Source organism: Methylorubrum rhodesianum (genome assembly GCF_014199985.1).
Lineage (GTDB): Bacteria > Pseudomonadota > Alphaproteobacteria > Rhizobiales > Beijerinckiaceae > Methylobacterium > Methylobacterium rhodesianum.
Window position 1 is genome coordinate 76,787 of record NZ_JACHOS010000020.1, and the last position, 25,866, is coordinate 102,652.

The 25,866-nt window shown below is 70.2% G+C and carries 24 protein-coding genes; 15 read left to right on the plus strand and 9 right to left on the minus strand.

The window, feature by feature from the left end; translation table 11 throughout:
- Positions 1 to 9: 9 nt before the first annotated feature.
- Complete coding sequence (locus HNR01_RS23485; protein ID WP_043376961.1) at positions 10 to 690, plus strand: protein-L-isoaspartate O-methyltransferase family protein; 681 nt, start codon at positions 10 to 12, stop codon at positions 688 to 690.
- A 197-nt stretch (positions 691 to 887) separates the two neighbouring features.
- Entirely contained in the window at positions 888 to 2,237 is a 1,350-nt protein-coding gene (locus HNR01_RS23490; protein WP_026105429.1) for a murein hydrolase activator EnvC family protein, read from the plus strand.
- Between the two features lie 192 nt (positions 2,238 to 2,429).
- Here the strand turns inward: HNR01_RS23490 and HNR01_RS23495 are convergent, their stop codons facing one another.
- Positions 2,430 to 3,308 carry an ATP-binding protein gene (locus HNR01_RS23495; protein ID WP_017483887.1) on the minus strand — a complete coding sequence of 293 codons (879 nt, stop codon included), beginning with the start codon at positions 3,306 to 3,308 and terminating at the stop codon, positions 2,430 to 2,432.
- Between the two features lie 235 nt (positions 3,309 to 3,543).
- Between HNR01_RS23495 and yajC the strand changes: the two genes are divergently transcribed.
- The 7 genes from yajC (at position 3,544) to HNR01_RS23530 (ending at position 8,772) form a co-directional block, all read left to right on the plus strand.
- A complete protein-coding gene (gene yajC / locus HNR01_RS23500) occupies positions 3,544 to 3,876 on the plus strand; it encodes a preprotein translocase subunit YajC (RefSeq protein ID WP_017483888.1) in 333 nt (110 codons plus the stop codon).
- Positions 3,877 to 3,942: 66 nt separating this feature from the next.
- Positions 3,943 to 5,541: a protein translocase subunit SecD gene (secD, locus tag HNR01_RS23505; protein WP_183670195.1), complete on the plus strand. Its 1,599-nt coding sequence runs from the start codon at positions 3,943 to 3,945 to the stop codon at positions 5,539 to 5,541.
- 105 nt (positions 5,542 to 5,646) lie between these two features.
- Positions 5,647 to 6,591: a protein translocase subunit SecF gene (secF, locus tag HNR01_RS23510; protein WP_183670197.1), complete on the plus strand. Its 945-nt coding sequence runs from the start codon at positions 5,647 to 5,649 to the stop codon at positions 6,589 to 6,591.
- A gap of 118 nt (positions 6,592 to 6,709) precedes the next feature.
- The gene (locus HNR01_RS23515) at positions 6,710 to 7,108 is read left to right on the plus strand and encodes an Mth938-like domain-containing protein (RefSeq protein WP_017483891.1); all 399 of its coding nucleotides are present in this window, start codon (positions 6,710 to 6,712) and stop codon (positions 7,106 to 7,108) included.
- A 28-nt stretch (positions 7,109 to 7,136) separates the two neighbouring features.
- Positions 7,137 to 8,033, plus strand: a complete 897-nt coding sequence (locus tag HNR01_RS23520) for a phytoene/squalene synthase family protein (RefSeq protein ID WP_017483892.1) — start codon at positions 7,137 to 7,139, stop codon at positions 8,031 to 8,033.
- Between the two features lie 88 nt (positions 8,034 to 8,121).
- A complete protein-coding gene (locus tag HNR01_RS23525; RefSeq protein ID WP_017483893.1) occupies positions 8,122 to 8,376 on the plus strand; it encodes a type II toxin-antitoxin system RelE family toxin in 255 nt (84 codons plus the stop codon).
- Positions 8,377 to 8,397: 21 nt separating this feature from the next.
- Positions 8,398 to 8,772 carry a helix-turn-helix domain-containing protein gene (locus tag HNR01_RS23530; protein ID WP_026105430.1) on the plus strand — a complete coding sequence of 125 codons (375 nt, stop codon included), beginning with the start codon at positions 8,398 to 8,400 and terminating at the stop codon, positions 8,770 to 8,772.
- Between the two features lie 50 nt (positions 8,773 to 8,822).
- Here HNR01_RS23530 and HNR01_RS23535 read toward each other — a convergent pair whose 3' ends face one another.
- Positions 8,823 to 9,746: a manganese catalase family protein gene (locus HNR01_RS23535; protein ID WP_183670199.1), complete on the minus strand. Its 924-nt coding sequence runs from the start codon at positions 9,744 to 9,746 to the stop codon at positions 8,823 to 8,825.
- A gap of 306 nt (positions 9,747 to 10,052) precedes the next feature.
- Here HNR01_RS23535 and HNR01_RS23540 point away from each other — a divergent pair, with 306 nt between their 5' ends.
- Positions 10,053 to 11,795, plus strand: a complete 1,743-nt coding sequence (locus HNR01_RS23540) for an L-lactate permease (RefSeq protein ID WP_017483896.1) — start codon at positions 10,053 to 10,055, stop codon at positions 11,793 to 11,795.
- A gap of 183 nt (positions 11,796 to 11,978) precedes the next feature.
- Here the strand turns inward: HNR01_RS23540 and HNR01_RS23545 are convergent, their stop codons facing one another.
- Positions 11,979 to 12,416, minus strand: coding sequence for a DUF983 domain-containing protein (locus tag HNR01_RS23545; protein WP_153875438.1), 438 nt, complete (start codon positions 12,414 to 12,416; stop codon positions 11,979 to 11,981).
- A 174-nt stretch (positions 12,417 to 12,590) separates the two neighbouring features.
- Between HNR01_RS23545 and HNR01_RS23550 the strand changes: the two genes are divergently transcribed.
- Together HNR01_RS23550 and HNR01_RS23555 are read left to right on the plus strand one after the other, a co-directional pair.
- Positions 12,591 to 13,121 carry a GNAT family N-acetyltransferase gene (locus tag HNR01_RS23550; protein WP_183670201.1) on the plus strand — a complete coding sequence of 177 codons (531 nt, stop codon included), beginning with the start codon at positions 12,591 to 12,593 and terminating at the stop codon, positions 13,119 to 13,121.
- 229 nt (positions 13,122 to 13,350) lie between these two features.
- A complete protein-coding gene (locus tag HNR01_RS23555; protein ID WP_309236159.1) occupies positions 13,351 to 14,082 on the plus strand; it encodes a response regulator in 732 nt (243 codons plus the stop codon).
- 10 nt (positions 14,083 to 14,092) lie between these two features.
- Here HNR01_RS23555 and HNR01_RS23560 read toward each other — a convergent pair whose 3' ends face one another.
- Positions 14,093 to 14,965, minus strand: coding sequence for a DMT family transporter (locus HNR01_RS23560; protein WP_183670203.1), 873 nt, complete (start codon positions 14,963 to 14,965; stop codon positions 14,093 to 14,095).
- A gap of 121 nt (positions 14,966 to 15,086) precedes the next feature.
- Here HNR01_RS23560 and HNR01_RS23565 point away from each other — a divergent pair, with 121 nt between their 5' ends.
- Positions 15,087 to 16,508 carry an aminotransferase-like domain-containing protein gene (locus tag HNR01_RS23565; protein ID WP_183670205.1) on the plus strand — a complete coding sequence of 474 codons (1,422 nt, stop codon included), beginning with the start codon at positions 15,087 to 15,089 and terminating at the stop codon, positions 16,506 to 16,508.
- A 30-nt stretch (positions 16,509 to 16,538) separates the two neighbouring features.
- Here the strand turns inward: HNR01_RS23565 and HNR01_RS23570 are convergent, their stop codons facing one another.
- Positions 16,539 to 18,947 carry a hybrid sensor histidine kinase/response regulator gene (locus HNR01_RS23570; protein ID WP_183670206.1) on the minus strand — a complete coding sequence of 803 codons (2,409 nt, stop codon included), beginning with the start codon at positions 18,945 to 18,947 and terminating at the stop codon, positions 16,539 to 16,541.
- Positions 18,948 to 19,027: 80 nt separating this feature from the next.
- Positions 19,028 to 20,389 (minus strand): pentapeptide repeat-containing protein, encoded by a 1,362-nt coding sequence (locus HNR01_RS23575; protein ID WP_183670208.1) that lies wholly within the window; start codon positions 20,387 to 20,389, stop codon positions 19,028 to 19,030.
- Positions 20,390 to 20,620: 231 nt separating this feature from the next.
- Between HNR01_RS23575 and HNR01_RS23580 the strand changes: the two genes are divergently transcribed.
- Both HNR01_RS23580 and HNR01_RS23585 read left to right on the plus strand, forming a co-directional pair.
- Positions 20,621 to 21,028 (plus strand): response regulator, encoded by a 408-nt coding sequence (locus HNR01_RS23580; RefSeq protein WP_051061577.1) that lies wholly within the window; start codon positions 20,621 to 20,623, stop codon positions 21,026 to 21,028.
- 231 nt (positions 21,029 to 21,259) lie between these two features.
- On the plus strand, positions 21,260 to 23,209 hold the full coding sequence (locus HNR01_RS23585) for an AI-2E family transporter (RefSeq protein WP_183670210.1): 1,950 nt from the start codon (positions 21,260 to 21,262) through the stop codon (positions 23,207 to 23,209).
- 126 nt (positions 23,210 to 23,335) lie between these two features.
- On the opposite strand, the gene HNR01_RS23590 is transcribed toward HNR01_RS23585, so the two are convergent.
- From HNR01_RS23590 to HNR01_RS23600, 3 genes are all read right to left on the minus strand, one after another.
- A complete protein-coding gene (locus HNR01_RS23590) occupies positions 23,336 to 23,782 on the minus strand; it encodes a DMT family transporter (RefSeq protein ID WP_183670212.1) in 447 nt (148 codons plus the stop codon).
- A 242-nt stretch (positions 23,783 to 24,024) separates the two neighbouring features.
- Positions 24,025 to 25,203: a Gfo/Idh/MocA family protein gene (locus tag HNR01_RS23595; protein WP_183670215.1), complete on the minus strand. Its 1,179-nt coding sequence runs from the start codon at positions 25,201 to 25,203 to the stop codon at positions 24,025 to 24,027.
- A gap of 141 nt (positions 25,204 to 25,344) precedes the next feature.
- Positions 25,345 to 25,839, minus strand: a complete 495-nt coding sequence (locus HNR01_RS23600) for a ferritin-like domain-containing protein (RefSeq protein WP_183670217.1) — start codon at positions 25,837 to 25,839, stop codon at positions 25,345 to 25,347.
- Positions 25,840 to 25,866 lie beyond the last annotated feature (27 nt).

The window sequence follows — 25,866 nt, forward strand, 5'->3', positions numbered from 1 at the left end:
CCGGCGGCCATGCCGTCTGAGACCGTGGATCGGGACGCGCGCGGGCTGGCGGAGGCGACGGGCAACGCCGCCTTCGTGCTGGCCCTGCGCGAGCGGGGCGTGCGCGACACCGCCGTGCTGCGGGCGATGGAGCGGGTGCCGCGGGAGCGCTTCGCGCCGCCGGCCCTGCACGTCCATGCCCGGCGCGACATCGCCCTGCCGCTCGCCTGCGGCCAGACCATGACCGCGCCGAGCGTCGTCGCCGCTCTGCTCGGCGCCCTCGACATCGCCCCCGGCGCCCGGGTGCTGGAGGTCGGCACGGGCACGGGCTACGTCACCGCCCTGCTGGTGCGGTTGGGCGCGGCCCATGTGCGCAGCCTGGAGCGCTACGACGGGCTCGCCCGCGCCGCGAGGGCGCATCTCGGGCACGATTTCGACGACGCCACCGTCGAGACCGCCGACGGGCTCGCGCCGGAGGTCGTACGGGGCGGCAGCTACGACCGCATCCTGCTCAACGGCAGCCTCGCCGCGCTGCCCCCGCACCTTCCCGCCGCGCTCAAGTCCGGCGGGCGGCTGGTCGCCGGGTTCTGGACCGGGCGGGGAAGCCGGCTGGTGACCCTGACGCGCGACGGCGCGGCAGCCTTCGCGCGGACGGAAGGGCCGGCCCTGCGCCTCGGCCCGCTCACCCCGGGGCGGTCGCTCGCGCCGTAGCGGATCGCACGCGCCGATCGCGCGTCGGCGGGGCGGCTGTGCGCATCGAGGACGGAACCGGCGCGTCGCCAGGATTCCTCAACCTTTACGGATCTGGCGCGAAATCGATCCGCGCAAGCATCTCGGGAACGGTTGCTTAACCTGAATCCCGTTTGAATAGCGCATCACGTTGCGTCAGTGTTCAAACGGGTGCGTCGATGCGGGTTCGGGGGAAAGTTCTGGGCTTGAGGACGCTGTCGCGCTTCGCCCTCATCGGAATGATCGGCGGCGGCACCGCCGCCTGCTCGTCGGACGCCTCGCGCCTCGGCGATCCCTTCACCAACCCGTTCGCCTCGCTGACGGGCGAGCCCTCGGCCACCGGCAGCCTGCCGGAGGACGGGGCCGGCGGTGAGATGGCACCGGCCCCGGCCATCCGCACCCCGCGCATCCAGTCCCAGGCGCTGCCCGCTCCCGGCCCGGCCCTGTCGCCGCGCCCCGGCCCGATCAGCGCCGCCCCGGCCCGGACCGCGACCCGGGTGGCGACCGCCGAGCCGATCTCGGGCGGCATGGCGAGCAGCGTCTCCGGCCTCAACCCGGATGCGGGCCGCGCGATGACGCCGCGCGCCTCCGCCCCGGCGCCGCAGCCCAAGCTCCAGTTCGGCAAGCCCACCGACAAGGCCGCCGAGAAGGCAGCGGAGAAGCGCGCCGCCGAGGCCGCCGCGGCGAAGGCGGCCGAGGCCCGCCGCGAGGCCGAGCGCCAGGCTGCCGCCGCCAAGATCGCCGAAGCGAAGGCGGCCGAGGCCAAGGCTGCGGAGAAGGCCGCGCAATCGAAGAAGCTCGCCGAGGCGAAGAAAGTGGCCGACGCCAAGGCGCATCCGCGTCCGGGCCAGAAGGGCACCGAGAAGATCGCCAAGGCCGAGACCAAGCTCGATCCGAAGGAGGCCGCCAAGGACGCTGCGAAGGACGCGGCGAAGGCGGAGGCCGCCCGCAAGGCCGAGGCCGAGGCCAAGCAGGCCAAGGCGGACGCCGCCAAGAAGCTCGCCGAGGCCCGCGCCGCGGAAGCGGCCGCCAAGGCCGCCGCCAAGGAGAGCAAGGAAGCCGCCAAGGCCCCCGCGAAGGAGACGGCGCCTGCCGCCCCCGTGAAGGTCGCCAGCGCCGACGCCTCGGCCCCGATCCCGGCCGCGGCGGCCCCGCAGGCGCCGGCCGAGTCGTTCCGCTGGCCGGCCAAGGGCCGGATCATCAACGGCTACGGCTCCGGCGGCAACGAGGGCATCAACATCGCCGTGCCCGAGGGCACCCCGGTCAAGGCGGCCGAGGACGGCACTGTCGCCTATGCCGGCTCCGACGTGAAGGGCTACGGCAAGCTGGTTCTGGTGCGGCACAACAACGGCTACGTCTCGGCCTACGCCCATAACGGCGAGCTCGACGTGCGCCCCGGCGAGAAGGTGAAGCGCGGCCAGACCATCGCCAAGTCCGGTGCCACCGGCAACGTCACCTCGCCCCAGCTCCACTTCGAGCTGCGCAAGGGCGCGACCCCGGTCGATCCGATGCCCCATCTCGGCGGCTGAGTTCTTCTCACCGCGTGAAACGAAAACGGCGGCCCCGCGCGGGGCCGCCGTTTTCGTTTGATCATCCGCCTCCGTCATGGCGAGGCAAGGCCGAAGCGATCCAGGGCGCCGCCCTATCGGGGCAGGCCGCGCGGCGGGATCGCTTCGCTGACGCTGGCGATGACGGAGCATGGGTGGAAAGGAAGACGACCTTTATCCCTCCAACGTTTGCCCGAGCCGCCCCGCCAGATCCTGGATGAACTGGAACGCCGTGCGGCCCGAGCGCGAGCCGCGGGTGGTGGCCCATTCCAGCGCCTCGGCCCGCACCCGGTCCGGCTCCACCTTGAGACCGTGGCGCTCCACGTAGGCGCGGATCATCGCCAGATACTCGTCCTGGCTGCACTTGTGGAACCCGAGCCAGAGGCCGAACCGGTCGGAGAGCGAGACCTTCTCCTCCACCGCCTCGCCGGGATTGATCGCGGTGGAGCGCTCGTTCTCGACCATCTCGCGGGCGAGCAGGTGGCGCCGGTTCGAGGTGGCGTAGAACAGCACGTTGCCGGGGCGTCCCTCGATGCCGCCGTCGAGCGCGGTCTTGAGCGACTTGTACGAGGTGTCGTCGGCGTCGAACGAGAGGTCGTCGCAGAAGACCAGCCAGCGGTGCGGGTCGTTGCGGAGCAGGCTCATCAGTTCGGGCAGGGCCTCGATGTCCTCGCGATGGATCTCCACGAGCTTCATCGGCAGGCTGCCCGCCGGGCGCCGGGCGTTGATCTCGGCATGCGCCGCCTTGACCAGCGAGGACTTACCCATGCCGCGCGCGCCCCAGAGCAGCGCGTTGTTGGCCGGCAAACCGCGGGCGAAGCGCTCGGTGTTCTCGACCAAGGTGTCGCGGGCCCGGTCGATGCCGGTGAGGATGCCGATCTCGACCCGGTTGACCCGCGGCACCGGGATCAGCCGGCGCTCGGGCCCCCAAAGGAAGGCGTCGGCGGCGCTCGTGTCGACCTTCGGGACGACGGGCGGGGCGGCGCGCTCCAGGGCTGCGGCGATCCGCTCCAAGAGCGGGAGAAGGTCGGCGGGCGTCGGCTCTGCGGCCATGATGGGCGGGTCCGGTTGCGAGGGAGGGCGGCGGCCCTCGTTGAGGTGGCGCCTTTTAGGCCGAGGCGGGACGGCAGGGGAACCACGGCGGTGCGGCCCCGGATGCATCACCCCGGCGTTGCTTTCGAATCACCCGTCGCTATAGTCCGCGCGCTTTTCGGCAGGCTCGTCGTCGCAAGGCTCCGGCGTCGCCGGGCCACACGGGCCGCATGCCCTCGATCAGGAGTGTTCGGCGTTGATCACCCCCGCCTTCGCGCAAGGAGCCGGTGCCGGAAGCGGCGCGGATGTCGCGTTGCAATTCGTGCCCTTCGTTCTGATCTTCGTGATCATGTACTTCCTGATCCTGCGCCCGCAGCAGCGCCGGCTCAAGGATCACCAGAACATGGTGAAGAACGTCCGCCGCGAGGACACCATCGTGACGACCGGCGGTCTCGTCGGCCGGGTCACCAAGGTCGCGGACGACGCCTCCGAGATCGAGGTCGAGATCGCTCCCAACGTGCGCGTGAAGGTGGTGCGCACGATGATCTCCGAGGTCCGCGTCAAGGGCGCCCCGGTCAAGGCCTCCTGAGCGCCACACGCGCGTGCCGGTCCTCAAACGCCCGGCACCCATGACAGAAAAGTCGGAACCGGGCGGATGCTGCGCTTCTCGAGAACCAAGATCTTCGCGACCCTGGCCGTCATCCTGATCGGTCTGAGCCTCGCGGTACCGAGCTTTTTCTCGAAGGAGCAGCGCGACGCCTTCGTCAACGCGTTGCCGAAACCGATCCAGTGGATGGTGCCGACCCGGGCGATCGTGCTCGGCCTCGACCTCCAGGGCGGCTCGCAGATCCTCCTGGAAATCGATCAGCCCGACCTCGTCCGCTCGATGGTCACGGGCCTGCGCGACGACGTGCGCCGCATCCTGCGCGAGGCGTCGGTCTCGCCCGAGGGCGGCATCCGCGTGATCAACCGCGGCGTGGAGCTGCGCATTCCCGATGCGGCGGCCCGCGCCCGGGTGATGCCGAAGCTGCGCGAGCTCGCCCAGCCGATCAACAATCCGCTCGCCGCCGGCGGCCAGACGCTGACGGTCAACGAGGCCGAGAACGGCACGATCCAGCTCGTCCTGACGGATGCCGGCGTCAACGACCGCACCCGCCGCGCCGTCACCCAGGCGATCGAAGTGGTGCGCAAGCGCATCGATTTCGGCGGCACCAAGGAGCCGTCGATCCAGCAGCAGGGCGCCGACCGCATCCTCGTCCAAGTGCCCGGCCTGCAGAACCCGCAGGAGCTGGAGGACCAGCTCGGCAAGACCGCCAAGCTCGAATTCCGCATGCTGGCCGATTCGCCCTCCGGCGACGTCGATCTGCTGCCCTCGAAGGACGAGGGCGGCGCCAAGGTGCCGGTCGAGCGCCGCGTCATGGCCGATGGCAGCGATCTCACCGACGCCCAGCCCGCCTTCGACCCGCAGACTCACGAGCCGATGGTCAGCTTCAAGTTCAACCTGCGCGGCGCCCAGCGCTTCGGTCAGGCGACCTCGGAGAATGTCGGCCGCCGGATGGCGATCGTGCTCGACGGGGTGATCCAGTCGGCCCCCGTGATCCGCTCGGCGATCACCGGCGGCTCGGGCCAGATCACCGGCAACTTCACCGTCAAGGACGCCAACGACCTCTCGGTGCTGCTGCGGGCGGGCGCGCTGCCGGCCAAGCTCACCGTGGTCGAGCGCCGCGTCGTCGGCCCTGGCCTCGGCCGCGACTCGATCGAGGCCGGCAAGATGGCGACGCTGGTCGCCGCCGGGCTCGTCATCGCCTTCATGTTCGCGACCTACGGCACCTTCGGCTTCATCGCCAACATCGCGCTCATCGTCCATGTGGGCCTGATCCTCGGCCTGATGTCGGTGCTGGAGGCGACGATGACGCTGCCCGGCATCGCCGGCATCGTGCTCACCATCGGCACCGCGGTCGATTCCAACGTGCTGATCTACGAGCGCATGCGCGAGGAATCCCGCGCCGGACGGTCCCTGGTCTCGGCGCTCCAGGCGGGCTTCGACCGGGCGTTTGCCACCATCATCGATTCGAACTCGACCATGGCGATCGCCGCCCTGCTCCTGTTCTTCATGGGCTCCGGCCCGGTGAAGGGCTTCGCCGTGGTGTTCATCCTCGGCATCCTCACCACCGTCATCACCGCCGTGACCCTGACCCGCATGATGATCGCGGTGTGGTACAACTGGTTCCGGCCCAAGGCCCTGCCGTTCTGATCGACCCCCGCCCGGGGATTTGAGGCGGTCCGCATGAAGCGGGCCGCGGACACCGCTTCGAAGGCTCAGGCGCGGCGCGCCGGCCTTCATGATCCGAGACCGACCATGCGCCTGCTCCGCCTCTGGCCCGACGAATCGCATTTCGACTTCATGCGGTTCCGGCGCGTCACCTTCCCGCTCTCGGCGGTGATGTCGGTGGTGACCGTGCTGCTGTTCGTCACGGTCGGGCTCAATTTCGGCATCGATTTCAAGGGCGGCACCCTGGTCGAGCTGCAGGCCAAACCCGGGCAGACGGCGGACGTCGCCGAGATCCGCCACACCGCCAACGGCTTCGGCTTCGGCGAGACCGAGGTGCAGGAACTCGGCGGCCAGGGGCAGGTGCTGGTGCGCTTTCCGCTCCAGCCGGGCGAGCAGGGCCAGACCGCGGTGATGCAGAAGGCGCATGCCGCCTTCGACGCGCAGTACGATTTCCGCCGCACCGAGACGGTGGGTCCGCGCGTCTCGGGCGAGCTGGTGCAGTCCGGCACGATCGGCGTGGTCCTCTCGGTGCTGGCGGTGCTGCTCTACCTGTGGTTCCGCTTCGAGCGGGAGCTGGCGCTCGGCGCCATCGTCGGCACCCTGCACGACATCGTGCTCACGGTGGGCATCTTCATCATCACCCGCATCGAGTTCAACATGACCTCGATCGCCGCGATCCTGACCATCGTCGGCTACTCGCTCAACGAGACGGTGGTGGTGTTCGACCGTACCCGCGAGCTGATGCGCCGCTACAAGACCATTCCCGTGGTGGAGCTCCTCAACCTCTCGATCAACTCCACCATGTCGCGCACGGTGATGACCTCGCTCTCGACCACCCTGTCGCTCGTCGCGCTGGTGCTGTTCGGCGGCGAAGCGATCAAGGGGTTTGCCGTGGTGATGCTCTGCGGCGTGATGATCTGCACCTACTCGGCGATCTTCGTTTCGACGCCGGCGCTGATCTATATCGGCCTGCGTCTCTCGGGCGCGAAGGCGTCGCAGCGCGAATCCGGCCTGCCGCAGGCGGCCGAGTAGGGCGTGGCGTGCGGCGCGGCGCGCGACACCGGTCCGGCCCGTTCTCCGCAGCCGCGGCGGTCGAGAGCGGCGCCTGCGCGCCCGATGTCTTCAGGGACCGGATGAGGGGAGTCGCGGCGTGAGCGAGGGACGGGTTCCGGGGCAGATCCACGACGGCTTCCTGCCCGGCCGCCACGGCATCGACGCCTACGGCAACGGCGGCTTCCGTTTCGGGCAGATGTCGCATCGCGGCTCGATCCTGCTCCTGCCCTCCGGCGTGCGTGCCTGGGAAGTGAGCGAACCGGCCTCCATCGACGGGCCGAGCCTGTCCCCCGTCCTCGCCGAGGCCGAGGGCATCGAACTGCTCCTCATCGGCACGGGCGCCGACATCGTCTTCCTGCCCGAGGCCCTGCGCCAGCGCCTCAAGGCCGCGGGCATCGGCCTCGACACCATGCAGACGGGAGCGGCGGCGCGCACCTACAACATCCTGATGGCCGAGAACCGCAAGGTCGCGGCCGCGCTGATCGCCGTTCCCTGAGCCTTGAACGCCGCATGAGCCCCGCTCCATGACGCGCCCCGAGACCCGAACCGAGACGAGCCCGGAGGCCGGCAACGGCGGGCTCGCCTTCGCCTTCCGGCACTGCGAGGAACTGGTGCGCGAAGGCGATCCCGACCGCTACTTCGCGGCCCTGTTCGCTCCCGCCGCGTTCCGCCCGCACCTGTTCGCGCTGGCCGCCTTCAGCCTGACCGTCGCCCGCGTCCGCGAAGCCGCCTCGAACCCGATGGCCGGCGAGATCCGCCTGCAATGGTGGCGCGACGCGCTCCAGGGCGAGGCGCGGGGCGACGTCCGGGCCAATCCTGTCGCCGCGGCCCTGGAGGACGCGATCGTCACGCGCCGCCTCGGACGCCAGCCCTTCGTCGATCTGATCGATGCCCGGGTGTTCGACCTCTACGACGATCCCATGCCGCGGGTGAACGATCTGGAGGGCTATTGCGGCGAGACCGCCTCCGCGCTGATCCGCCTGTCCAGCCTCGTGCTCGCCGACGGGGCCGAGCCCGGCGGCGCGGCGGCGGCCGGCCATGCGGGCGTCGCCTACGGCATCACCGGGCTTCTGCGGGCTTTGCCCTGGCACGCGCGCCAGGGGCAGGTCTACTTGCCGGGCGACCTGCTGCGGCAGAACGGGGTCACCCGCGAGGACGTCGTCTCGGGCCGCGGCGGGCCCGGCCTCGTGCGCAGCTGCGCCGAGCTGCGGGCGCTGGCGCGCCGCCATCTTGCCGCCTGCGAGGCGGCCCGCGCCACCATCGCCCCGGCGGCACGGCCCGCCTTCCTGCCGACGGCCCTGGTCGAGCCCTACCTCGCGGTGATGGAGCGCCCCGGCTACGACCCGCTCAACAGCGTGATCGAGATCCCCCGCTGGCGCCGCCTGTGGCGGCTGTGGCGGGCGGCGCGCACTGGGCGGTGAGCGTGCGGGAGAGAGCCGGCGATCATCCGAATTGCGCCCGCATTCGATAGCGAATTGCTATCCTATAGCATTTTGCTATGCATGTCGCATGGCCGAGGTCCTCTACAGCAAAGCTGCCTTGAAGACCCTGCTTCGGCTTCCGCCCGACATCTCTCGAAAGATTCGCCTTAAAATCGAGCAGTATGCGGCCGCACCCGAGTCACTCGCCAACAACGTGAAAGCGCTTCGAGGCGAGCAAGGTGTCCTGCGTCTGCGCGTCGGGGATTGGCGCGTGCTCTTCACAGAGAACGGTATCGTGGTTGCGGTCATCAGGATCGCACCACGGGGTGACGCTTATGACTGACGGGTGAAGGATACGACGATCATGACCAGGCAGATCATCACGACGCCCGGCGGCGAACGACTTGTGCTGATGCCCGAGGCGGATTTCGAGGCGCTGGTCGCAGCCGCTGAAGACAATGCGGACCGGACCGCCGTCGCGGAGTTTCGGCGCAAGCTCGCTGCCGGCGATGAAGAGCTGCTTCCGGCTGCCCTCGTCGAGCGTCTCGTTTCCGGTGAGAACCGTGTCCGCATCTGGCGCGAGCACCGCGGCCTGAGCGGGGCCGCACTCGCCAAACAGGCCGGTCTGGCACAGGCGTACCTGTCACAGATCGAGACGGGAGCACGGGAGGGTACCGTCGAAACCTACGGCAAGCTCGCCGCGGCTCTCGGGGTTTCCCTGGATGATCTCGTGGGCTGACGCCCCGCCGGATTGGCGGCCGGCGTCCCGGCCGGCCGCCGATGGTCGCCTCAGCGCGCTTTCTTCGTCAGCTTCTGCGCGATCTCGAACATCTCCTCCGGCGCGTAATCCGGCGCGAAGGCCGAGGGGATGCCGGTGAGCTGGTGGATCTTGCCGCCGTCGGGCATGCCCTCCACCACCTCCAGCTCACCCGGCGGGTCGCCGGGCAGCGCGTGCTCGCCGCTGTTCCAGATCCCGGCGATTTCCCGGTAGTCGTTCGGGCTCCAGGTGTAGAGCCGGCGGTGCGAGCCCTCCTGCAGGTACTTCTGACACTCCGGGATCTTATCGAGGTTGATGTTCGGCGTCGGCAGGAACTTGTCGAGATCGACGCCGGTGATCTGCTTGAGCGCCAGCGCGTAGGCGTGGGCGTGCACCGATCCGCGTACCAGCAGGTAGCCGCAGACCTCGCGACCGGTCGGGTCGGACAGGGTCTCGTACACCCTCAGCTTGTGCAGCCGGGCGCCGCATTCGAGGTGGAAATTGTGCAGCAGGTCGACGACGACGTTGCCCGTCGAGGTGATGAAGTCGTTGTTCCAGGGCGCGCCGTTGCTGTTGATCGGCGCCGAGCCGCCGCCGTTCGAGAGGAAGGCCGCGGCGAGGCGGATGTCCTTCATGTCCTCGAAGGGCGCACCCGAGATGTCGCCGCCGTCCGTCGCGTCGCCGTCGTTGTCGGGGCCGTTGTTGAGCATGGCCACGCCGTTGCTCACGAGCTCGACATGGCCGAGTTCCTCCGCCGTGATGCTGGCGACCAGGCTGTAGAACGGCTTGAGCTTGTCCTTGCTGCGGAAGTTGAAGCTCTGGAACATGTAGTTCCCGAGCGTGGACATCTCCCCGTACTTGCCGCCGAGCAATTCCTGCAGCGCGGCGGCCGCGTTCGGATCCCTGCGTTTCGGGGCGGGAAGCTCGGCCTGTAGCTTGTCGACGCGCATGAACATGGGAGGAGTTTCCTCTCGCTGCGTTCGGGAATTACCCGAGGGCGTCAAGCGGGAACCGGCGTTTTTCGATCCTGTTCCTGGTTGTGCCGCGCGATCGGCTCACGCTGGCGTGATATCGTCTGCCCCGCCCCATGACTTCGGCCGCCCCATGTCGTCACGGTGCGAAAAAGCGTCACCCGACGAACATCGGTTGGGATGCGGATTGAATACATGATGTCGCGCGTTGAGCGGGCTTGACGGCTCTGCTAGCACCCTCTGCCAGAAGGCTCCGGCAGAAGATCGGAGCATGGGAGGAGGCCGACACCCGTGACACCCTGGAATCAGGTCTACGATCCATTCGGGAACCAGTGGCTCTCGACCTTCGTCGCGTCGCTGCCGGTCATCGCCCTGCTCGGGATGATCGCGAGCGGCAAGATCAAGGTCCACATCGCCGCCGTTCTCGCCCTGCTCGTCGCCTTTCTCGTGGCGGTGGTCGCCTTCGGCATGCCGACGGATCTCGCCGTCCGCGCCACGATCCTCGGCATGGTCACGGGCATGTTCCCGATCGGCTGGATCATCCTCAACGTCATCTTCCTCTACCGCCTGACGGTGGAAAAGGGCTGGTTCGCCATCCTCCAGCAATCGGTGGCCGGCATCACCGAGGACCGGCGCATCCAGCTGCTGCTGGTGGCTTTCGCCTTCGGCGCCTTCTTCGAGGGAGCGGGCGGCTTCGGCACCCCGGTGGCCGTCACCGGCGCCATCCTGATCGGCCTCGGCTTCTCGCCTCTGGCCGCCTCCGGCCTCTCGCTGATCGCCAACACGGCCCCCGTGGCCTACGGCGCGCTCGGCGCTCCGGTGCAGGGTCTCGCCTCCGTGACGGGCTACGATCCCTACGTGCTCGGCGCGATGATCGGCCGTCAGCTGCCGTTCTTCTCGGTGATCGTGCCGTTCTGGCTGATCTGGGTGTTCGCGGGCTTCCGCGGCATGATGGCGATCTGGCCGCCGATCGCGGTGTGCGGCATCTCGTTCGCCGCGGCGCAGTTCCTGATCTCGAACTACATCAACCCCTGGATCGTCGATATCGGCGCCTCGCTGGTCTCGATGGCCGCCCTCGTCCTGTTCCTGAAGGTCTGGCGCCCGGCCCAGGTCTGGTCGTCGCCGGCGCTTCGCGGCCACGACCCGTCGATCGGCTACGGCGAGCCCAAGCCCGCCTCCCTCGGCGCGGGCGTCCCCGGCGACCTGCCCAAGGTGCATGTCGGCGGCCGCACCGCCTCGTCGCAGGAGATCCTCATGGCCTGGGTGCCGTGGATCATCCTCTCGATCATCGTCGCGATCTGGGGCACCGGCTGGTTCAAGGGCATCGTGAACCCGATCTTCTCGTGGAAGTACGAGGTGCCGGGTCTGCACAACATGATCATGAAGGTGCCGCCCGTGGAGGCCGCGCCGAAGGCCGAAGCCGCGATCTTCAACTTCACCTACATGTCCTACACCGGCACGGGCGTGCTGTTCGCCGCGATCATCTCCGGCCTGATCATGCGCTTCTCGCCGGTGCGTCTCGTCACCGCCTATTTCGAGACGATCTGGGTGCTGCGCTACTCGCTCATCACCATCGCGGCGATGCTCGCGCTCGGCGTGCTCACCCGCTACGCCGGCGTCGACGCCACGCTGGGTCTGGCCTTTGCCGGCACGGGCATCCTCTACCCGTTCTTCGGCACGCTGCTGGGCTGGCTCGGCGTCGCGCTCACGGGGTCGGACACCGCCTCGAACGTGCTGTTCGGCGGCCTGCAGCGGATCACCTCCGAGCAGCTCGGCCTGTCGGGCATCCTGATGGCCTCGGCGAACTCGTCGGGCGGCGTGATGGGCAAGATGATCGACGCCCAGTCGATCGTCGTGGCCTCGACCGCCACCGGCTATTTCGGCCAGGAGAGCAAGATCCTGCGCTTCGTGTTCTGGCACTCGATCGTGCTGGCCTGCCTCGTCGGCGGCCTCGTCATGCTCCAGGCCTACGTCTACCCGTTCTCCGAGATGGTGATCCACCCGCCGGCGAACCTCGCGCCCGCCGCGCACTGACCAGGTCGACGACAGCACGACACGGCACGCAGAAGCCCGCCCCGATCGCTCGGGGCGGGCTTTTCGATTCCCGTCGATCCCGTCGGGATCATGCGGCGTCCGCTTGATCGAAGCGGGCGCACCTGCGCTCGCCCCGGGCGAGGGGCGGACTACGCGTTGCGGGGCGAACGACGGGAGCGCGCGTCAGCTTTGGCCGGGCGCGTCCGTCCTCGCCGTCGGCGCAGGGGCCGGGGCCGGGCGCGCGAGCCGTCCCTCCTCGGCCCGATGGACGTACTGGCTCGCGACCAGCCAGCCCTTGAAGAAGCGCAAGGGGAGGGTGCAGGCGATCAGCACCACCGGAAGCGTCAGGACGAAGTGAAGCCAGAGCGGCGGGTCGTAGGTCAGTTCCAGCCACAGACCGAAGGCGACCGCCGGAATCGCCGTCGTCATCATCACGAAGAAGGCCGGACCGTCGGCGGGATCGGCGAAGGAGAAGTCGAGCCCGCACGCGTCGCAGCGCGGAGCGAGGGTCAGGAACCCCTTGAACAGGTGGCCCCGGCCGCAGCGCGGGCAGGCGCTGCGCGCCGCCACCGAGAGCGGCGCCTGGGGCTCGTACCGGATGTCGTCACGGGTGTCGTTCATCGCGCTCTCCTGGCGGGGCAACCGGCACCCGCCGCGATGGTTCGCCGACGCCCCGCATGCCACTCTTGCGGGACCAGGGTCATTGTTTCGAGACAAGATTTTTTCGGACGGCCGGGATTAACCGGCCCCGTCGGCGCGTTCCCCCATTCACGCGCGCCACATCGTCTGCCGAGCATGTTCTTCCGCCGCGTCCGCCGTGACAGCCTGAACGACCTGCCCGGTCTCGAGACCGCACGCCTGAGGATCGCGCCGCTCGGCGCGGGCGACGCGCCGGCCCTGCGGCTGCTCACCGACGATCCGGCGATCACCGGCGCGGTCGATTTCCTCGCCACCCCCTTCACCCTAGCGGATGCCGAGGCGCTGATCGCCTCCGGCCGGCACGGACGCGACCGCTTCCTCGGGGCCTGGAGCCGCGAGGCCGCCGCCCCGCTCGTCGGCGTCGTCGGCACGCACCTGCGGGGGAAGGGCGCGGTCGAGATCGGCTACTGGATCGGCGGTGCCGCCCGCGGGCGCGGCTTCGGGACGGAGGCGGTCTCCGCCATCGTCGGCCTGCTGCGCCACCGCTTTCCGCGCCGGGCGATCGTGGCCGAGTGCCGGCCCGGCAACGTCGCTTCCTGGGGCCTGCTGCACAAGCTCGGCTTTCGCGAGACCGGCTCGGAGGGACACCGACCCGGCCGCCGCCAGCTCGTCCTCGAAGGGGCGTGACGGCCGAGACTGCGCCCGTCGAGGGTTTTTCCGAAAGGCCGCGGCCTTTCGCGGCTCCAGGCAGAGCCCTGATCGCGCGGAGGCCGGGACAAGCCGGCCTTCCCGTCCTCGTCTCCCCGCACGGGCCGGCTCGGATTGGACGAAAGGTCGGGAGGCGGCCGCGCCTGAAATGCCTTAAGACGGCAGGGCAGGGACCGAAGGCCGGCCCCGCCGGAAGGCATGACCCGCGATGACGGCCACCGCAGCATCGGACTTCGTACCGGACTCGAAGGATAACGGGGGCCCGCCCGCGCTCGCGGTCGAGAGCGCCTTGCGCCTCCTCCTCGTCGACGATCACCCGCTCTTCCGCGAGGCACTGGCGAGCGCCATCGCGCTGGCCTTTCCCAAGGCGGAGCTGCACGAGGCCGACGGCATCCGCGCGGCCTGCGAGATCCTGGAGCAGAACCCCGCCATCGACCTGACCCTGCTCGACCTCTCGATGCAGGGCGTGACCGGGTTCGAGGGTCTCACCACGATCCGCGCGCGCTTCCCCCGCGTGCCGATCCTCATCGTCTCCGGCGTCACCGAACCGCGCGTGATGCAGGAGGCCCTGCGCCACGGCGCGGCGGGTTTCGTGCCGAAGGCCGTCGACAAGGCGACCCTGACCCGGGCGATTTCCGAGGTGCTCGGCGGCGCCCTGTTCATGCCGCCCGACCTCGCCGCGACGCCGGCCACGGTGCGAGGCGGCGACAAGGCGCCGATCGCCGAGCGGGTCGCCCGCCTGACCCCGCAGCAGATGCGGGTGCTCGGCATGATCCGCCAGGGCAAGCTCAACAAGCAGATCGCCTACGAGTTGCAGGTCGGCGACTCGACCGTGAAGGCGCACGTCTCCGAGATCCTGCGCAAGCTCGAAGTCATCAGCCGCACGCAGATCGTGATCGAAACGGCCTTTCTCGACTTCGATCAGACGTCGGGCTTCTGAACCGATCGCCTCAGGCGAAGCGCTTGGCCGCGACGACGCACAGCACCACCCCGGCGGCGACCGCGATCATCCCGCCCTCGACCGGCTCGTGCAGCAGGAGGCCGGCCAGCGCGAGGGCGAGGAAGGGCTGGAGCAGTTGCAGCTGCCCGACCCCGGCGATGCCGCCGAGCGCCAGCCCGCGATACCAGAACACGAAGCCGACCAGCATGCTGAAGACGGAGACGTAGCCGAGCCCGGCCCAGGCCGGCAGGCCGATCCCGTGCCAAGTCTCGGGCAAGGTCGCGAGCGCCAGCACGGCCATGGCCGGGGCCGCCAGCAGGAGTGCCCAGGAGATGACCTGCCAGCCGCCGAGCCGGCGCGACAGGTGCGCGCCCTCGGCATAGCCCAGGCCGCAGAGCAGGATCGCGCCGAGCATCAGCCCGTCGCCGACGAGGTCGCCGCCGCTCCCCTGCGCCAGGGCGAAGCCCGCGACCAGCAGGCTGCCCGCGCCCGAGAACAGCCAGAAGGCGGGTTTCGGTCGGTCGTCGGCGCGCAGCAGACCGAAGCCGGCGGTGGCGAGCGGCAGCAGGCCGATGAAGACGATGGATCGGGCCGATGTGATGTGCCGCAGCGCCAGCGCCGTGAGCAGGGGAAAGCCGACCACGACGCCGAGCGCCACCACGGCGAGAGGGCCGAGATCGTCCCGCGCCGGCCGCCTCTGCCGCAGCAGGGCGAGGAGCGCGGCGCCGAGTCCGGCGGCGATCACGGCGCGGGCGGCCGTGAGGAAGAGCGGCGTGAAGCCGCTCACCGCCGCCCGGGTCGCCGGGAGCGACCCGCTGAAGATGACCACGCCGAGGAGGCCGTGACCCCAGCCTTCCCAGGATTTTTCGCGCATTCGCTGCATCGTCGTCCTCGAAGCCGGCACCAGAATAGGGTCGTGAGCTCTGGCGGCGACAGGCACGGTCCCGTACGATCCCGGTCGAACTGTATAGCTCCGAGTGCCCACACGGCCGGCGATGCGTGACATGACGGAGGAGGCGGGCGGTCGCACCGGGGCGGTGATGGCGGCGATCCGCCAGAGGCTCGCGGCCGGGCGCTTGGCTCCGGGGGAAAGGCTGCCCTCGATCCGCGGCTTCGCCGCGACCATGGGCGTCTCGCCCTCGACCGTGGTCGAGGCCTACGATCGGCTGGCGGCGGAAGGTCTGATCCGGGCCCGGCCGGGCTCCGGCTTCTACGTCTCGGGCGCGGTCTCGCCGCTGGCGCTCACCGAGGCGGAGCCGCGCCGGGAACGGGCGATCGATCCGCTCTGGGTCTCGCGCCAGTCGCTCGATGCCGGGCCGGACATGCTGAAGCCGGGCTGCGGCTGGCTTCCGGCCGAGTGGATGCCGAAGACGGCGATCCGCCGGGCCGTGCGCGGCCTTGCGCAGGCCGGGGAGGCGGTGCTGACCGATTACGGCGCGACGCGCGGCGCCCTGTCCCTGCGCCGCCACCTCGTGCGCCGGCTGGCGGGGGAGGGGATCGAGGCCGGGGCGGACCAGTTGCTGCTCACGGCCTCGGGGACGCAGGCCATCGACCTGATCGGCCGCCTCCTCCTGCGGCCCGGCGACACGGTGATCGTGGACGATCCCTGCTACTTCAATTTCCAGGCCCTGCTGGGCGTGCATGCGGTCCGGATCGTCGGCGTGCCCTACACGCCGACGGGACCCGACCTACAGGCCTTCGCCGCGGCGCTCGCCGAGCATCGCCCGCGCCTCTACGTTACCAATTCCGCGCTCCACAACCCGACCGGCGCGACGCTCGCGCCGCAGATCGCCCACCGGCTCCTGACGCTCGCGACGGCGCACGACCTTACGATCGTCGAGGACGACATCTTCGCCGATCTGGAGCCCGAACCCTCGCCCCGGCTCGCCGCCCTCGACGGCCTCACCCGCGTGATCCGCATCGGCAGTTTTTCCAAGACGCTCTCGGCCTCGATCCGCTGCGGTTACATCGCGGCCCGGCCGGACTGGATCGAGGCCCTGGTCGACCTTCAGGTGGCGACGAGCTTCGGCGGCCCGAGCCCGGTCGCCGCCGAGCTGATCGCCGGCACCCTCGCCGACGGCAGCTACCGCAAGCATCTGGAGGCCCTGCGCCGCCGCCTGTCGCGGGCGCGCCGGGAGGCCACCGCCCGGCTCGGGTCACTCGGCATCGCGCCCTGGATCGTGCCGCGCGGCGGGTTCACCCTCTGGTGCCGCCTGCCCGAGGAGCTCGACGCGGCGGCCCTGGCCCGCGCCGGCCTGCAGGAAGGCTTGGTGCTGGCGCCCGGCAACGTCTTCAGCCACTCGCAGACGGCCGGCGGCTTCATGCGCTTCAACGCCGCGCAGATGACCGACCCGGGGGTCTACGAGAGGCTGGCGCGGGCGATGGCATGCGCGCGAATAGGCGCCGATCGCCCGTCCACACCCTGAGGCAGGCGGCCGGAAAAAGGCCGGCCGATGCTACGGCGGCAGCTTGTCGATCAACCGCTGGATCTTGCCCGGCAGCGGGGTGCCGTCCTGTCGGGCGTAGAGGTCGCGCAGTTGCCGGCCGATCTCGGACAGGCTCATCGAGCCCTTCATGATCAGCCGGTCGGCCTGGGCGCCCAGGCTCTCCCTCTCCGAGGGGGTGATCTCCTTGGCGGTGAGCACCACCACGGGGATCGTGTCGCCGTCCGGGCGCCCGCGCAGCGCCCGCAGGAAGGCGAAGCCGTCCATCACCGGCATCATCAGGTCGAGCAGGATCAGGCTCGGGCGCTCCGTGTCGAGGCTCTCGAGGGCGGCGGCGCCGTTCTCGGCCTCGCGCACCTGCCAGCCGTCGCGCGCGAGCGTGCGGCGTACCCGCTCGCGGGCATCCGCATCGTCGTCGACCACGAGCACGCTGCCCTCGCGGTCCACGGGTCGGTAGCGCTCCATCGCCTCCTTGAGCGCGCTCCAGTCGATGGGCTTGACCATGTAGTCGGTGGCGCCGAGCACGTGGGCGAGGCTGAACTCGTTGACCACGCTGGTGATGATCACCGGGGTCTCGGCGATCTCGGGATCGGTGCGGATCGCGTGCAGCACCGCCCAGCCGTCCATGCGCGGCATCTCGATGTCGAGCAGGATCGCCCTGGGCTTCAACGCCCGGGCCAAAGTCAGCCCGGCCCGCCCGTCATTGGCGGTGCGCACGCGAAATCCCTCGCGTTCGAGGAAGCGCTGGAGCAGGTCGCGGGCGGCGGGGTCGTCGTCGACGAGCAGCACCACGTCGTGCAGATGCGCCTCGCCATCGGTGATCTCGTGGACGCGGGCGGCGACGCTCTCAGCCTCGACCTCCTCCTCGTGGGCGTCGATCTCGGCCGGCAGGCGGATCGTGAAGGTCGCGCCCGCGCCGAAGGTGCTCTCGACGCCGATCGTGCCGCCCATGCGCTCGACGAAGGCGCGGGTGATGGCAAGGCCGAGGCCGGTGCCGCCGAACTGGCGCGTGGTCGATTCGTCGGCCTGGGAGAAGCGCTCGAACAGCCGGCCGATCTGCTCCTCGGTCAGGCCGATGCCGGTGTCGGAAACGGCGAAGCTCATCCAGTCGGCCCCGTTCTCCCGGAAGCGCCGCACGGAGAGGACGATCTCCCCGTCCTCCGAGAACTTGGCGGCGTTGCCGATCAGGTTGATCAGCGACTGGCGCAGCTTCAGCTGGTCCTGATGCATCGCACCCAGGCCGGTCGTCGGATCGCCTTCGAGGTCGAGGCGGAAGTGGTTGCGCTTCTTCGTGATGAGCGACTGCGTCGCGGCGGTGACGTCCTCGATCAGCGTCGCCACGTCGAAGCTCTCCGCCGCCAGCGTCAGCCGCCCGGCCTCGATCTTGGAGATGTCGAGCACGTCGTTGATGAGGCCGAGCAGGTGGCGGGCGGAGGCCTCGATCTTGCGCAGGTCCGGCAGCAATTCGGCCTGGCCGAGATCCTCCAGCTCCTCGCCGAGCATCTCGGAATAGCCGATCACCGCCGAGAGCGGCGTGCGCAGCTCGTGGCTCATATTGGCCAGGAACTGGCTCTTCGCGAGGTTGGCGGCTTCCGCCGCCGCGCGGGCGTGTTCGATCGCCGCCTCGGCTTCCTTCCGCGCGGTGATGTCGATGTTGAGCCCGACCCATTCGCGGATCGTGCCGTCCGCCGCGAGCACCGGCACGCCGCGCACCTCCATGTCGCGCCAGACCCCGTCGTGGCGGCGCAGGCGGTACTCGACCTCGTAGGTCTTCACCGCCTCGACGCATTCCGCCCAGACCTCGGCGGCCCGCGCACGGTCTTCGGGATGGACCGCATCGACCCAGCCCCAGCCCTGGTAGGCCTCGTCGCTCTGGCCGGTATAGGCCGCCCAGCGCGGCTGGGGCGGCATCAGTTCGCCCGCGGCCGTGGTGTTCCAGATCACGGCGGCGGAGGCATCGACCAGCGCCCGGAAGCGCTGCTCGGAATGGCCCAGCGCGTCCTGGGCGAGGCGCGTCTCGGTGACGTCGGTGTTGGTGCCGTACCAGCGCACGATGACGCCGTCGGCATTGCGCACCGGCTCGGCCAGCGACAGGAACCAGCGGTACCGGCCGTCCTTTCCGCGCAGGGGAAAGGTGTCCTGCCACGATTCTCCCGCCGCGATGCAGGCGGCGAAGCGCGCCGCGGCGCGCTCGAGGTGATCGGGATGGTGCAGCTTGCGCCAGCCGTGATCGGCCATCTCGGCCGGCGTGGTGCCGGTGTAGTCGTACCAGCGCCGATTGTACCAGACGATGGTGCCGTCGGCCTCGGCGATCCAGGCGAGTTGCGGCAGCGCGTCGGCGAGATTGCGGAAATCCGCCATGGTCGGCCCGGTGGCCGGCACCTTCCCGTCCTGTACGGTCACGGTGATGTCTCCCGTCATGACGCTGCCGTCCCGGCATCGCGTTGAAAGCTGTGGCCGGCTTTCGGGACGATGCGAAATCAAAAAGTCGGAGCCGCCGCTCAGCGCCGCAGCCGGTTGCCGAGGACGAAGCCGAACAGGCCCATCAGCACGATCCCCGCCGCGCCCTGCAGCCCGACCAGCAGGTTGGTGACGCGCCCCAGCGGCTTCACGCCGATCTCCGGGGGATTGGCGGTCATCATGTTGAGCGCGCTGTAGCTGACGAGGTCGAGGGGGTTGTAGGTCGGGGTGTTCGCACCCTCGTGGAACAGCCCGCCCGTCGCCCCGTAGGCCGCGGCGAAGAGCAGGATGCCGACGAGGAAGGCGCGGGCGATCCGAGACAGGCTCTCGCCGTAATCGCACAGCCACTCGACGAAGCGATCGGCGATCCAGCGATAGCCGTGGCTCACGGTGCCCCGCAGATCGCGGGCGAGAAAGGCTTCGCGGGCGCGCACGCCGGCGTGGCGGCGTCCCATCCGGCGCCCACGCTTATAGGCCCAGCTCGCGCCCTCGGGGCTGCCGATGCTCTGGAGGTTGCGCTCCAGCGCGAGATAGCTCGCCTGCGCCGCCTCGTACTCCCCCGCGACCTCCTCGCCGACCGCCCCACCGAGCTGATCGACGGTGAGGCGCACCCCCTCCAGCCACGCCCCGGCGAAGCGCGCGTGGCGCAGTTTGCACGCGGTGAGATCGAGCCGCACGAGGCTGGTGCGGGAAAAGTCGGCCTCCGACAGGTCGGCGCCGTCGAGCCGGGCGCCGGAGAAGTTGGCCCCCCGCAGCCGCGAGCCGACGAGCCGGGCCTTCTTCAGGCTCGCCCCCTCGAAATCCGCGCCGGTCAGGTTGCAGTCGGAGAGGTTGGCTTCATCGAGCCGGGCCTTCCGGAACACGGAATCGTCGGCATCCGCCCCGGTGAAATCGGTGCCCCACAGGTCGGCGTCCTCGAAGCGGGCACCGTCGAGCAGCGCCTTGTCGAGCCGGGCGAAGCGCATGGTCGCGCCGGAGAAATCGGCATCCTCCAGCATCGCCTCGCGGAAGGAGGCCTGTCCGCCGGCGATCCCGGTGAAGCGCGCGCCGCTGAGGTCGGCGCCGGCAAAATCCGCCTCTTCCAGGCAGGCGCCCGCGAAGCCGGCGGAGCGCGCGAGCGCACCCGCCAGCGAGGCGCGCCGCAGGTTGGCCCCCGACAGGTCCGTCTCCTCCAGCCGGGCATCGGCGAGATCGGCCTGCGCCAGATCGAGCCCGCCCGTATCCCGCGCCCACCAGCGCGGCGGCGCCTGCGGGTCGACGCGTGACGTCAGGGCGGCGGACCCGAGGGCGAGGCCGGCGAGGTCGTCGCGCCCGCTGATCGCGAACGGAGGCTCCCGCTCCGAGAGATGCGCGAGCAGCGCCGCGACGCGCGGGTCGCCGTCCTCCGCCCCGCCATCCCGCACTGCGTCCGCCCCGCATGATCCGCCCGTGATGTCCCCTTTGCCGTGCGAAGCCGGGCGAGACAAGGCGACGAAGATGACAAGGGATACGGATTGCGCGCAGCCCCATGACACCGCAACGGGTTTTTGCGCGTTAGAGCATCGTCCCGAAAGGTGGCCTCCGGCTTTCGGAAAAAGACGGTGCAGAAACGAAAGCCTGGACCCTCGCTCCGGAACGAGGCTCCAAGTCGCGGAATGCCGTGTGCGGCGCGGGAAGGGGTTGTGCGCGTGTCGGGAAAAATCCTGCTGGTGGAAGACCACGAGGAGATCTGGGATTTCCTCTCCCGCCGGCTCAAGCGCCGCGGCTACGAGGTGGTGCTCGCCCATGACGGCGAGGCCGGCGTGCAGCAGGCCCGCGCGGCCCAGCCCGACGTGATCCTGCTCGACATGAACCTGCCGATCCTCGACGGCTGGTCGACCGCCCGCGCCCTCAAGGCCGCCGCCGACACCCGCACGATCCCGATCATCGCACTCACCGCCCACGCCATGTCGGGCGACCGCGACAAGGCGATCCAGGCCGGCTGCGACGACTACCACCCGAAGCCGATCGACTTCCCCAAACTGCTCACCCAGATCGGCACGGCGATCGGAACGGGGGAGTGAGGGCGGCCCGCCTGCCATCTCTCATCCAGCCTCCCCCTGTCCCGAGAGGCCGCGAGCCGGCCCCGAGACGAAGGGTCCTGGGATCCCCCGGCGGGCCGGCGGATCCTTCGAGGCTTCGCGGCGGGCCTTCAGGATGCGGGAAGCGGGCGGGATCCCGCCCGCCGCGCTTTCCCCGGGCTCCGGCCCCTCGCACCTCCCCGATGCCCGTGAGCCCGCCTTCATGAGGACGCCATGACCAACGACCCGGTCACGACGCGGCTGCTGCGCCAGGCGCTGCCGGTGGTGACGACGCTCGCCTCGCTGCTCCTCGTCGTAACCCTCGCCGGCGCGCTCTATCTCGGCCGCGACATCCTCGTGCCGGTGGCGCTGGCGATCCTGCTCAGCTTCGTCCTCGTCCCCGCCGTGCGCTGGCTGCGACGCTTGCGGGTGCCGCGGGCGGCGGCGGTGCTGCTCGTGGTGCTGCTCGCCTTCGGGATGCTGGGGGCGGTGGGCAGCCTGATCGCCCGCGAGGCGGCGCAGCTCGCCGCCGACCTGCCGCGCTACTCGCTCACCCTGCGCGACAAGATCACGGCCCTGCGCGCCGCCACCGCCGAGCGCGGCGGCCTGTCCGACACCTTCTCCGGCTTCTTCGACATGGCGGAGGAGATCGGCAAGGAGCTGCAGCCGCCCACCAAGACCGAGTCCGAGACGAGCGCGGCTTTGGGCACGGCGGAGCGGCCGATGCAGGTCGAGATCCACGCCCCGCGCTCCGGCCTGCTGACGACGCTGGGCAGCGTGGCGGGCGGGGTGCTGCACCCGCTGGCGACGTTCGGCCTGATCCTGCTGTTCACGATCTTCATCCTGCTCCAGCGCGAGGATCTGCGGAACCGCGCGATCCGGCTCGCGGGGTCGAGCGACCTGCGCCGGACGACCGCGGCGATCGACGACGCCACCGCCCGGCTCAGCCGGTTCTTCATCGCGCAGCTCATCCTCAACTTCGCCTTCGGCGTCGTGATCGGGTTCGGCCTCTGGTTCATCGGCGTGCCGAGCCCGATCCTGTTCGGCGTCATCGCCGGCATCGCCCGGTTCGTGCCCTATATCGGCGCGGTGATCTCGGCGGTGCTGCCGCTCGCCATCGCCGTCGCGGTCGATCCCGGCTGGTCGATGGCGATCCAGGTCGCGATCCTGTTCGTGATCGTCGAGCCGATCGCCGGCCACGTGGTCGAGCCGCTGCTCTACGGCCACTCGACCGGCATTTCTCCGGTGGCGGTGATCCTGGCGGCGACGATCTGGACCTTCCTGTGGGGGCCGATCGGCCTGTTGCTCGCCACCCCGCTCACCGTCTGCCTCGTGGTGCTCGGGCGCCATGTCGAGCGGCTGTGGTTCCTCGACGTGATCCTCGGCGACCGCCCGGCGCTCGGGCCGCAGGAGATCTTCTACCAGCGCATGCTCGCAGGCGATCCGGCCGAGGCGATCGAGCAGGGGCAGCTGTTCCTCAAGGAGCGGGCGCTCGTCACCTACTACGACGAGGTCGTCCTGGCCGGCCTGCGCATGGCCCAGGAGGACGCGGCCCGCGGCATGCTCGACCGCGAGCGGCAGGGCGAGGTGGGTGCGGGCTTCCGCACGGTGGTCGAGGCGCTGGGCCAGGCGCGCCGTCGGGTGATGCCGCGGCGCTCGCGCAAGCCCAGGGGCGCCGAGGCCGAGGCCGCCTTCGCCGCGGTGGGGCCGGACCGGCGCGCGGCCGGCATCGTGCTCGCCCCCGAGGATCTGGCCCCGGCTTGGCGCGGCCCGGCACCGGTCCTGTGCGTGGCGAGCGGGGGCGCCTTCGACGAGGCGGCCAACCTTATGCTCGCCCAGACCCTGTCCCGCCACGGCCTGGGTGCACGGACGGCGGCGGCCGACGCGATGCGCAACGGCCTGCCGGAGGGCGAGCGCCCGGCGATGATCTGCTTCTCCTATCTCGACCCGATCAGCCTCTCGCAGATCCGCCTGACCATTCGCCGCGCCCGCAAGGCCGCCCCGGGGGCGACGATCCTCGTCGGCTTCTGGCGCGAGCGCGACCCAGCCTCGCTCGCGCGTCTGCGGCGGGCCGTCTCGGCCGACCTGCTCGTGACCTCGCTGAGCGATGCCCTCGACGCGGCGCTGGAGCGGGCACGGGCCGGAACCGCGCCCGCGGCCCTGCCCCGGATGGCGGCGGAATAGGGCGGCCCGTCGCGGTCCCGCTCCGATCCGCGCCAGGATCCCTTCGGGACAACGGATGCGGGCCGCGCTCGAACGCCGCGCGGCCTGGGCGGCCCCGTCGTCGGCTTCGATCGAGCGGCGACCGGCTCAGAACAGCGCCACCAGGGCGACGCCCACGATCATCAGCCCTCCGCCGACGAGGCGCGCGAGGCTGGCGGGATGGGTCGCGAAGCCCTCGAGCCCGAAATGGTCGAGGGTGATCGAGGTGACGACGCCCGCCGTGACGAGGAGGCCGAGGAAGGTCGCCGCCCCGATCCGCTGCGCGACGAAGAGCTGGGAGAGGATCACGCCGGCTCCGAGCACGCCGCCGCCCCAGGCCCACCAGGGCGTGCCGGCCACCTGCTGAAGCCCCGGCAGATGCAGCCGCCCGGTGGCGAGGCCGACGGCGAGCATAGTGACGGTGCCGACCAGCATCGAGACCAGCCCGGCCGCGAAGGGCTCGCCGCCGAAGGACCGCGCGAGCTGCGTGCTCTGGCCGGGCTGCACCGCCGTGGCGATGCCCGCGAGCAGGGCGATGCCGTAGAGGAAGATCATCGTTTTTCCAGATCCCTGCGGTGCATCGGTTAGGATTCGAGAACGCGTACACGCTTTCCGCTTGATCGCTTCGGTGCCGCCGGCGCCCGTCATCCCGGAGCCGCGCAGCGGAACCCGGGATCCACCCGGGATGCCGGGAAACACGACTCCGTCGAGGCCCGCCATGGAGTCCGGGGTCGCTGATCAGCGCCCCGGAATGGCGGTTGTAGGAATTGAGCCGAGTCGATGGGCCGTGAACGATCTCAGTTCTTCGGCACCTTGTCCTTGCCCTTGCCGGGATTGGAGGTGTTCACGAGCTCCGGCGCGGATTGCGCCGACAGCGTCTGCTTCTGCGCCGACAGCGTCTGCTTCTGCGCCGCGGTGTCGATACGGCGCCCGCGCGTGAACGGCTCAAGCGTCACCGATCCGCCGGTCTCCAGCGCCTTCAGGATGCCCTCGATCACCCGCAGGTCGGCGTAGCCCTCCTCGGCGTCGGGCTCGGGATCGGTTCCGTTGAGGATGCAATCCGAAAAATACTTCAGCTCGCCGCCGAAATGATCGGTGTTCTTGAAGCTCTCGTGGGTCTTCTTCTCGCCGAGCGTCACCGTGCGCTCCAGCGGCTTGCCGTACATGTAGGCCGGATTCACCTCGACGCTGCCCTCGGTGCCGACCACGGCGTAGGTGTCGAGCACGTTTCCGTAATAGGACAGCACGAACTGCGCGAGGCGGTTCTTCGGGAAGCGCAGGGTGACGGCGACCGTGTCGTCGAAATCACCGAGCCCGGCCTCGGGATGACGCACGCCGACGGCCGAGACCACCTCGGTCGGCTCGTCGCCGAACAGGTAGCGCACGGCGTTGATCGGGTAGGGCCCCATGTCGAAGATCGGACCGGCCTCGACGCCGCTCTTCGCCCGGTGGTTCTCGGGCGAGACCATCTGCGTGAAGGTCGAGGAGAAGGTCAGGATCTCGCCGAGCTGGCCTGAGCGGATCAGGTCGATGGTGGCGAGCGTCGCCGGCTCGAAATGCAGCCGGTAGGCGACCATCAGTTTGGCCGAGGATTCCGCCTGAGCCGCCATGATCGCCCGGCATTTCTCGCCCGAGATCTCCAGCGGCTTCTCCACCAGCACGTGGATGCCGGCTCCCAGCGCCGGGATCGCGAACTCGGCGTGGCGCCAGTTCGGCGTGGCAAGATAGATCGCGTCGATGGTGCCCGAGGCCAGCAACTCGCCGAACTGCGCGTAGCCGTAGGTGTCGGTGACGCCGTATCGCTCGCCGACCCGGCGCGCTTTCTCGGGATCGCCGGTGACGAAAGCCGTGACCTCGGAATTGCCGGTATGCGCCACGCCCGGAAGCATCGCCTCCTGCGAGATGTCGCCGAGCGCCACGACGGCGTAGCGGACCTTCTTGCCCGAGGTCAGGCCGAGGGCGGACAGGACGCTCATGGAGGATCTCCTGGGAAACGGCTCGAAAACAGCTCGGGGGAGAGCAGCTCGGAAAACGACGCGCGATCGGCCCGGATCGCTGTCTCGACCCGGGCCGCCGGCGGGAGGGGTGAGCGGGCGTAAGGAGAGGGGGCGACGCGGTCAGGCCGCGGCGCGCTCGACGCTTTCGGCGAGGCGGCTGGCGACTTCGTCGCTCTTGTAGATCTCGGAGACGGCGCTCTTGAGCCGGTTCTCCTGATCGGACTTGCCCAGGGCCTTGGCGTAGGCGGCGGCCGAGCCGAAGCCGGCGAGCCCGTAATGCGACATCCGCTGATACTGGGCGATGATCTGCACGTCGCGCAGGCGGCCGTCGCTCGGCGCCTCCTTGAGGCCGTGCTTGAGCGCCTCGGCGACGAGACCCTCCATGCCCTTGCAGTGCTCCGGTGAGGTCTGGCCGCCATGCTCCTCGATGAGGGACTTCAGGGTCTCGGTGTGCTTGGTGATGCCGCCGACGGAATCCTGAAGCATCTGCTTCAGCTTCGGGTCGCTCGCGCCCTCGCTCAATTGCCGCACGGCGCGGGCCATCTGGTCGTTGGCCGACCAGAGGTCCTTCATCTCGTCGAGGTAGACGTCCTTGAGGCTGTCGGGTGCCGACATGGGGATTCCTCGGGAAGATCGGGTGGG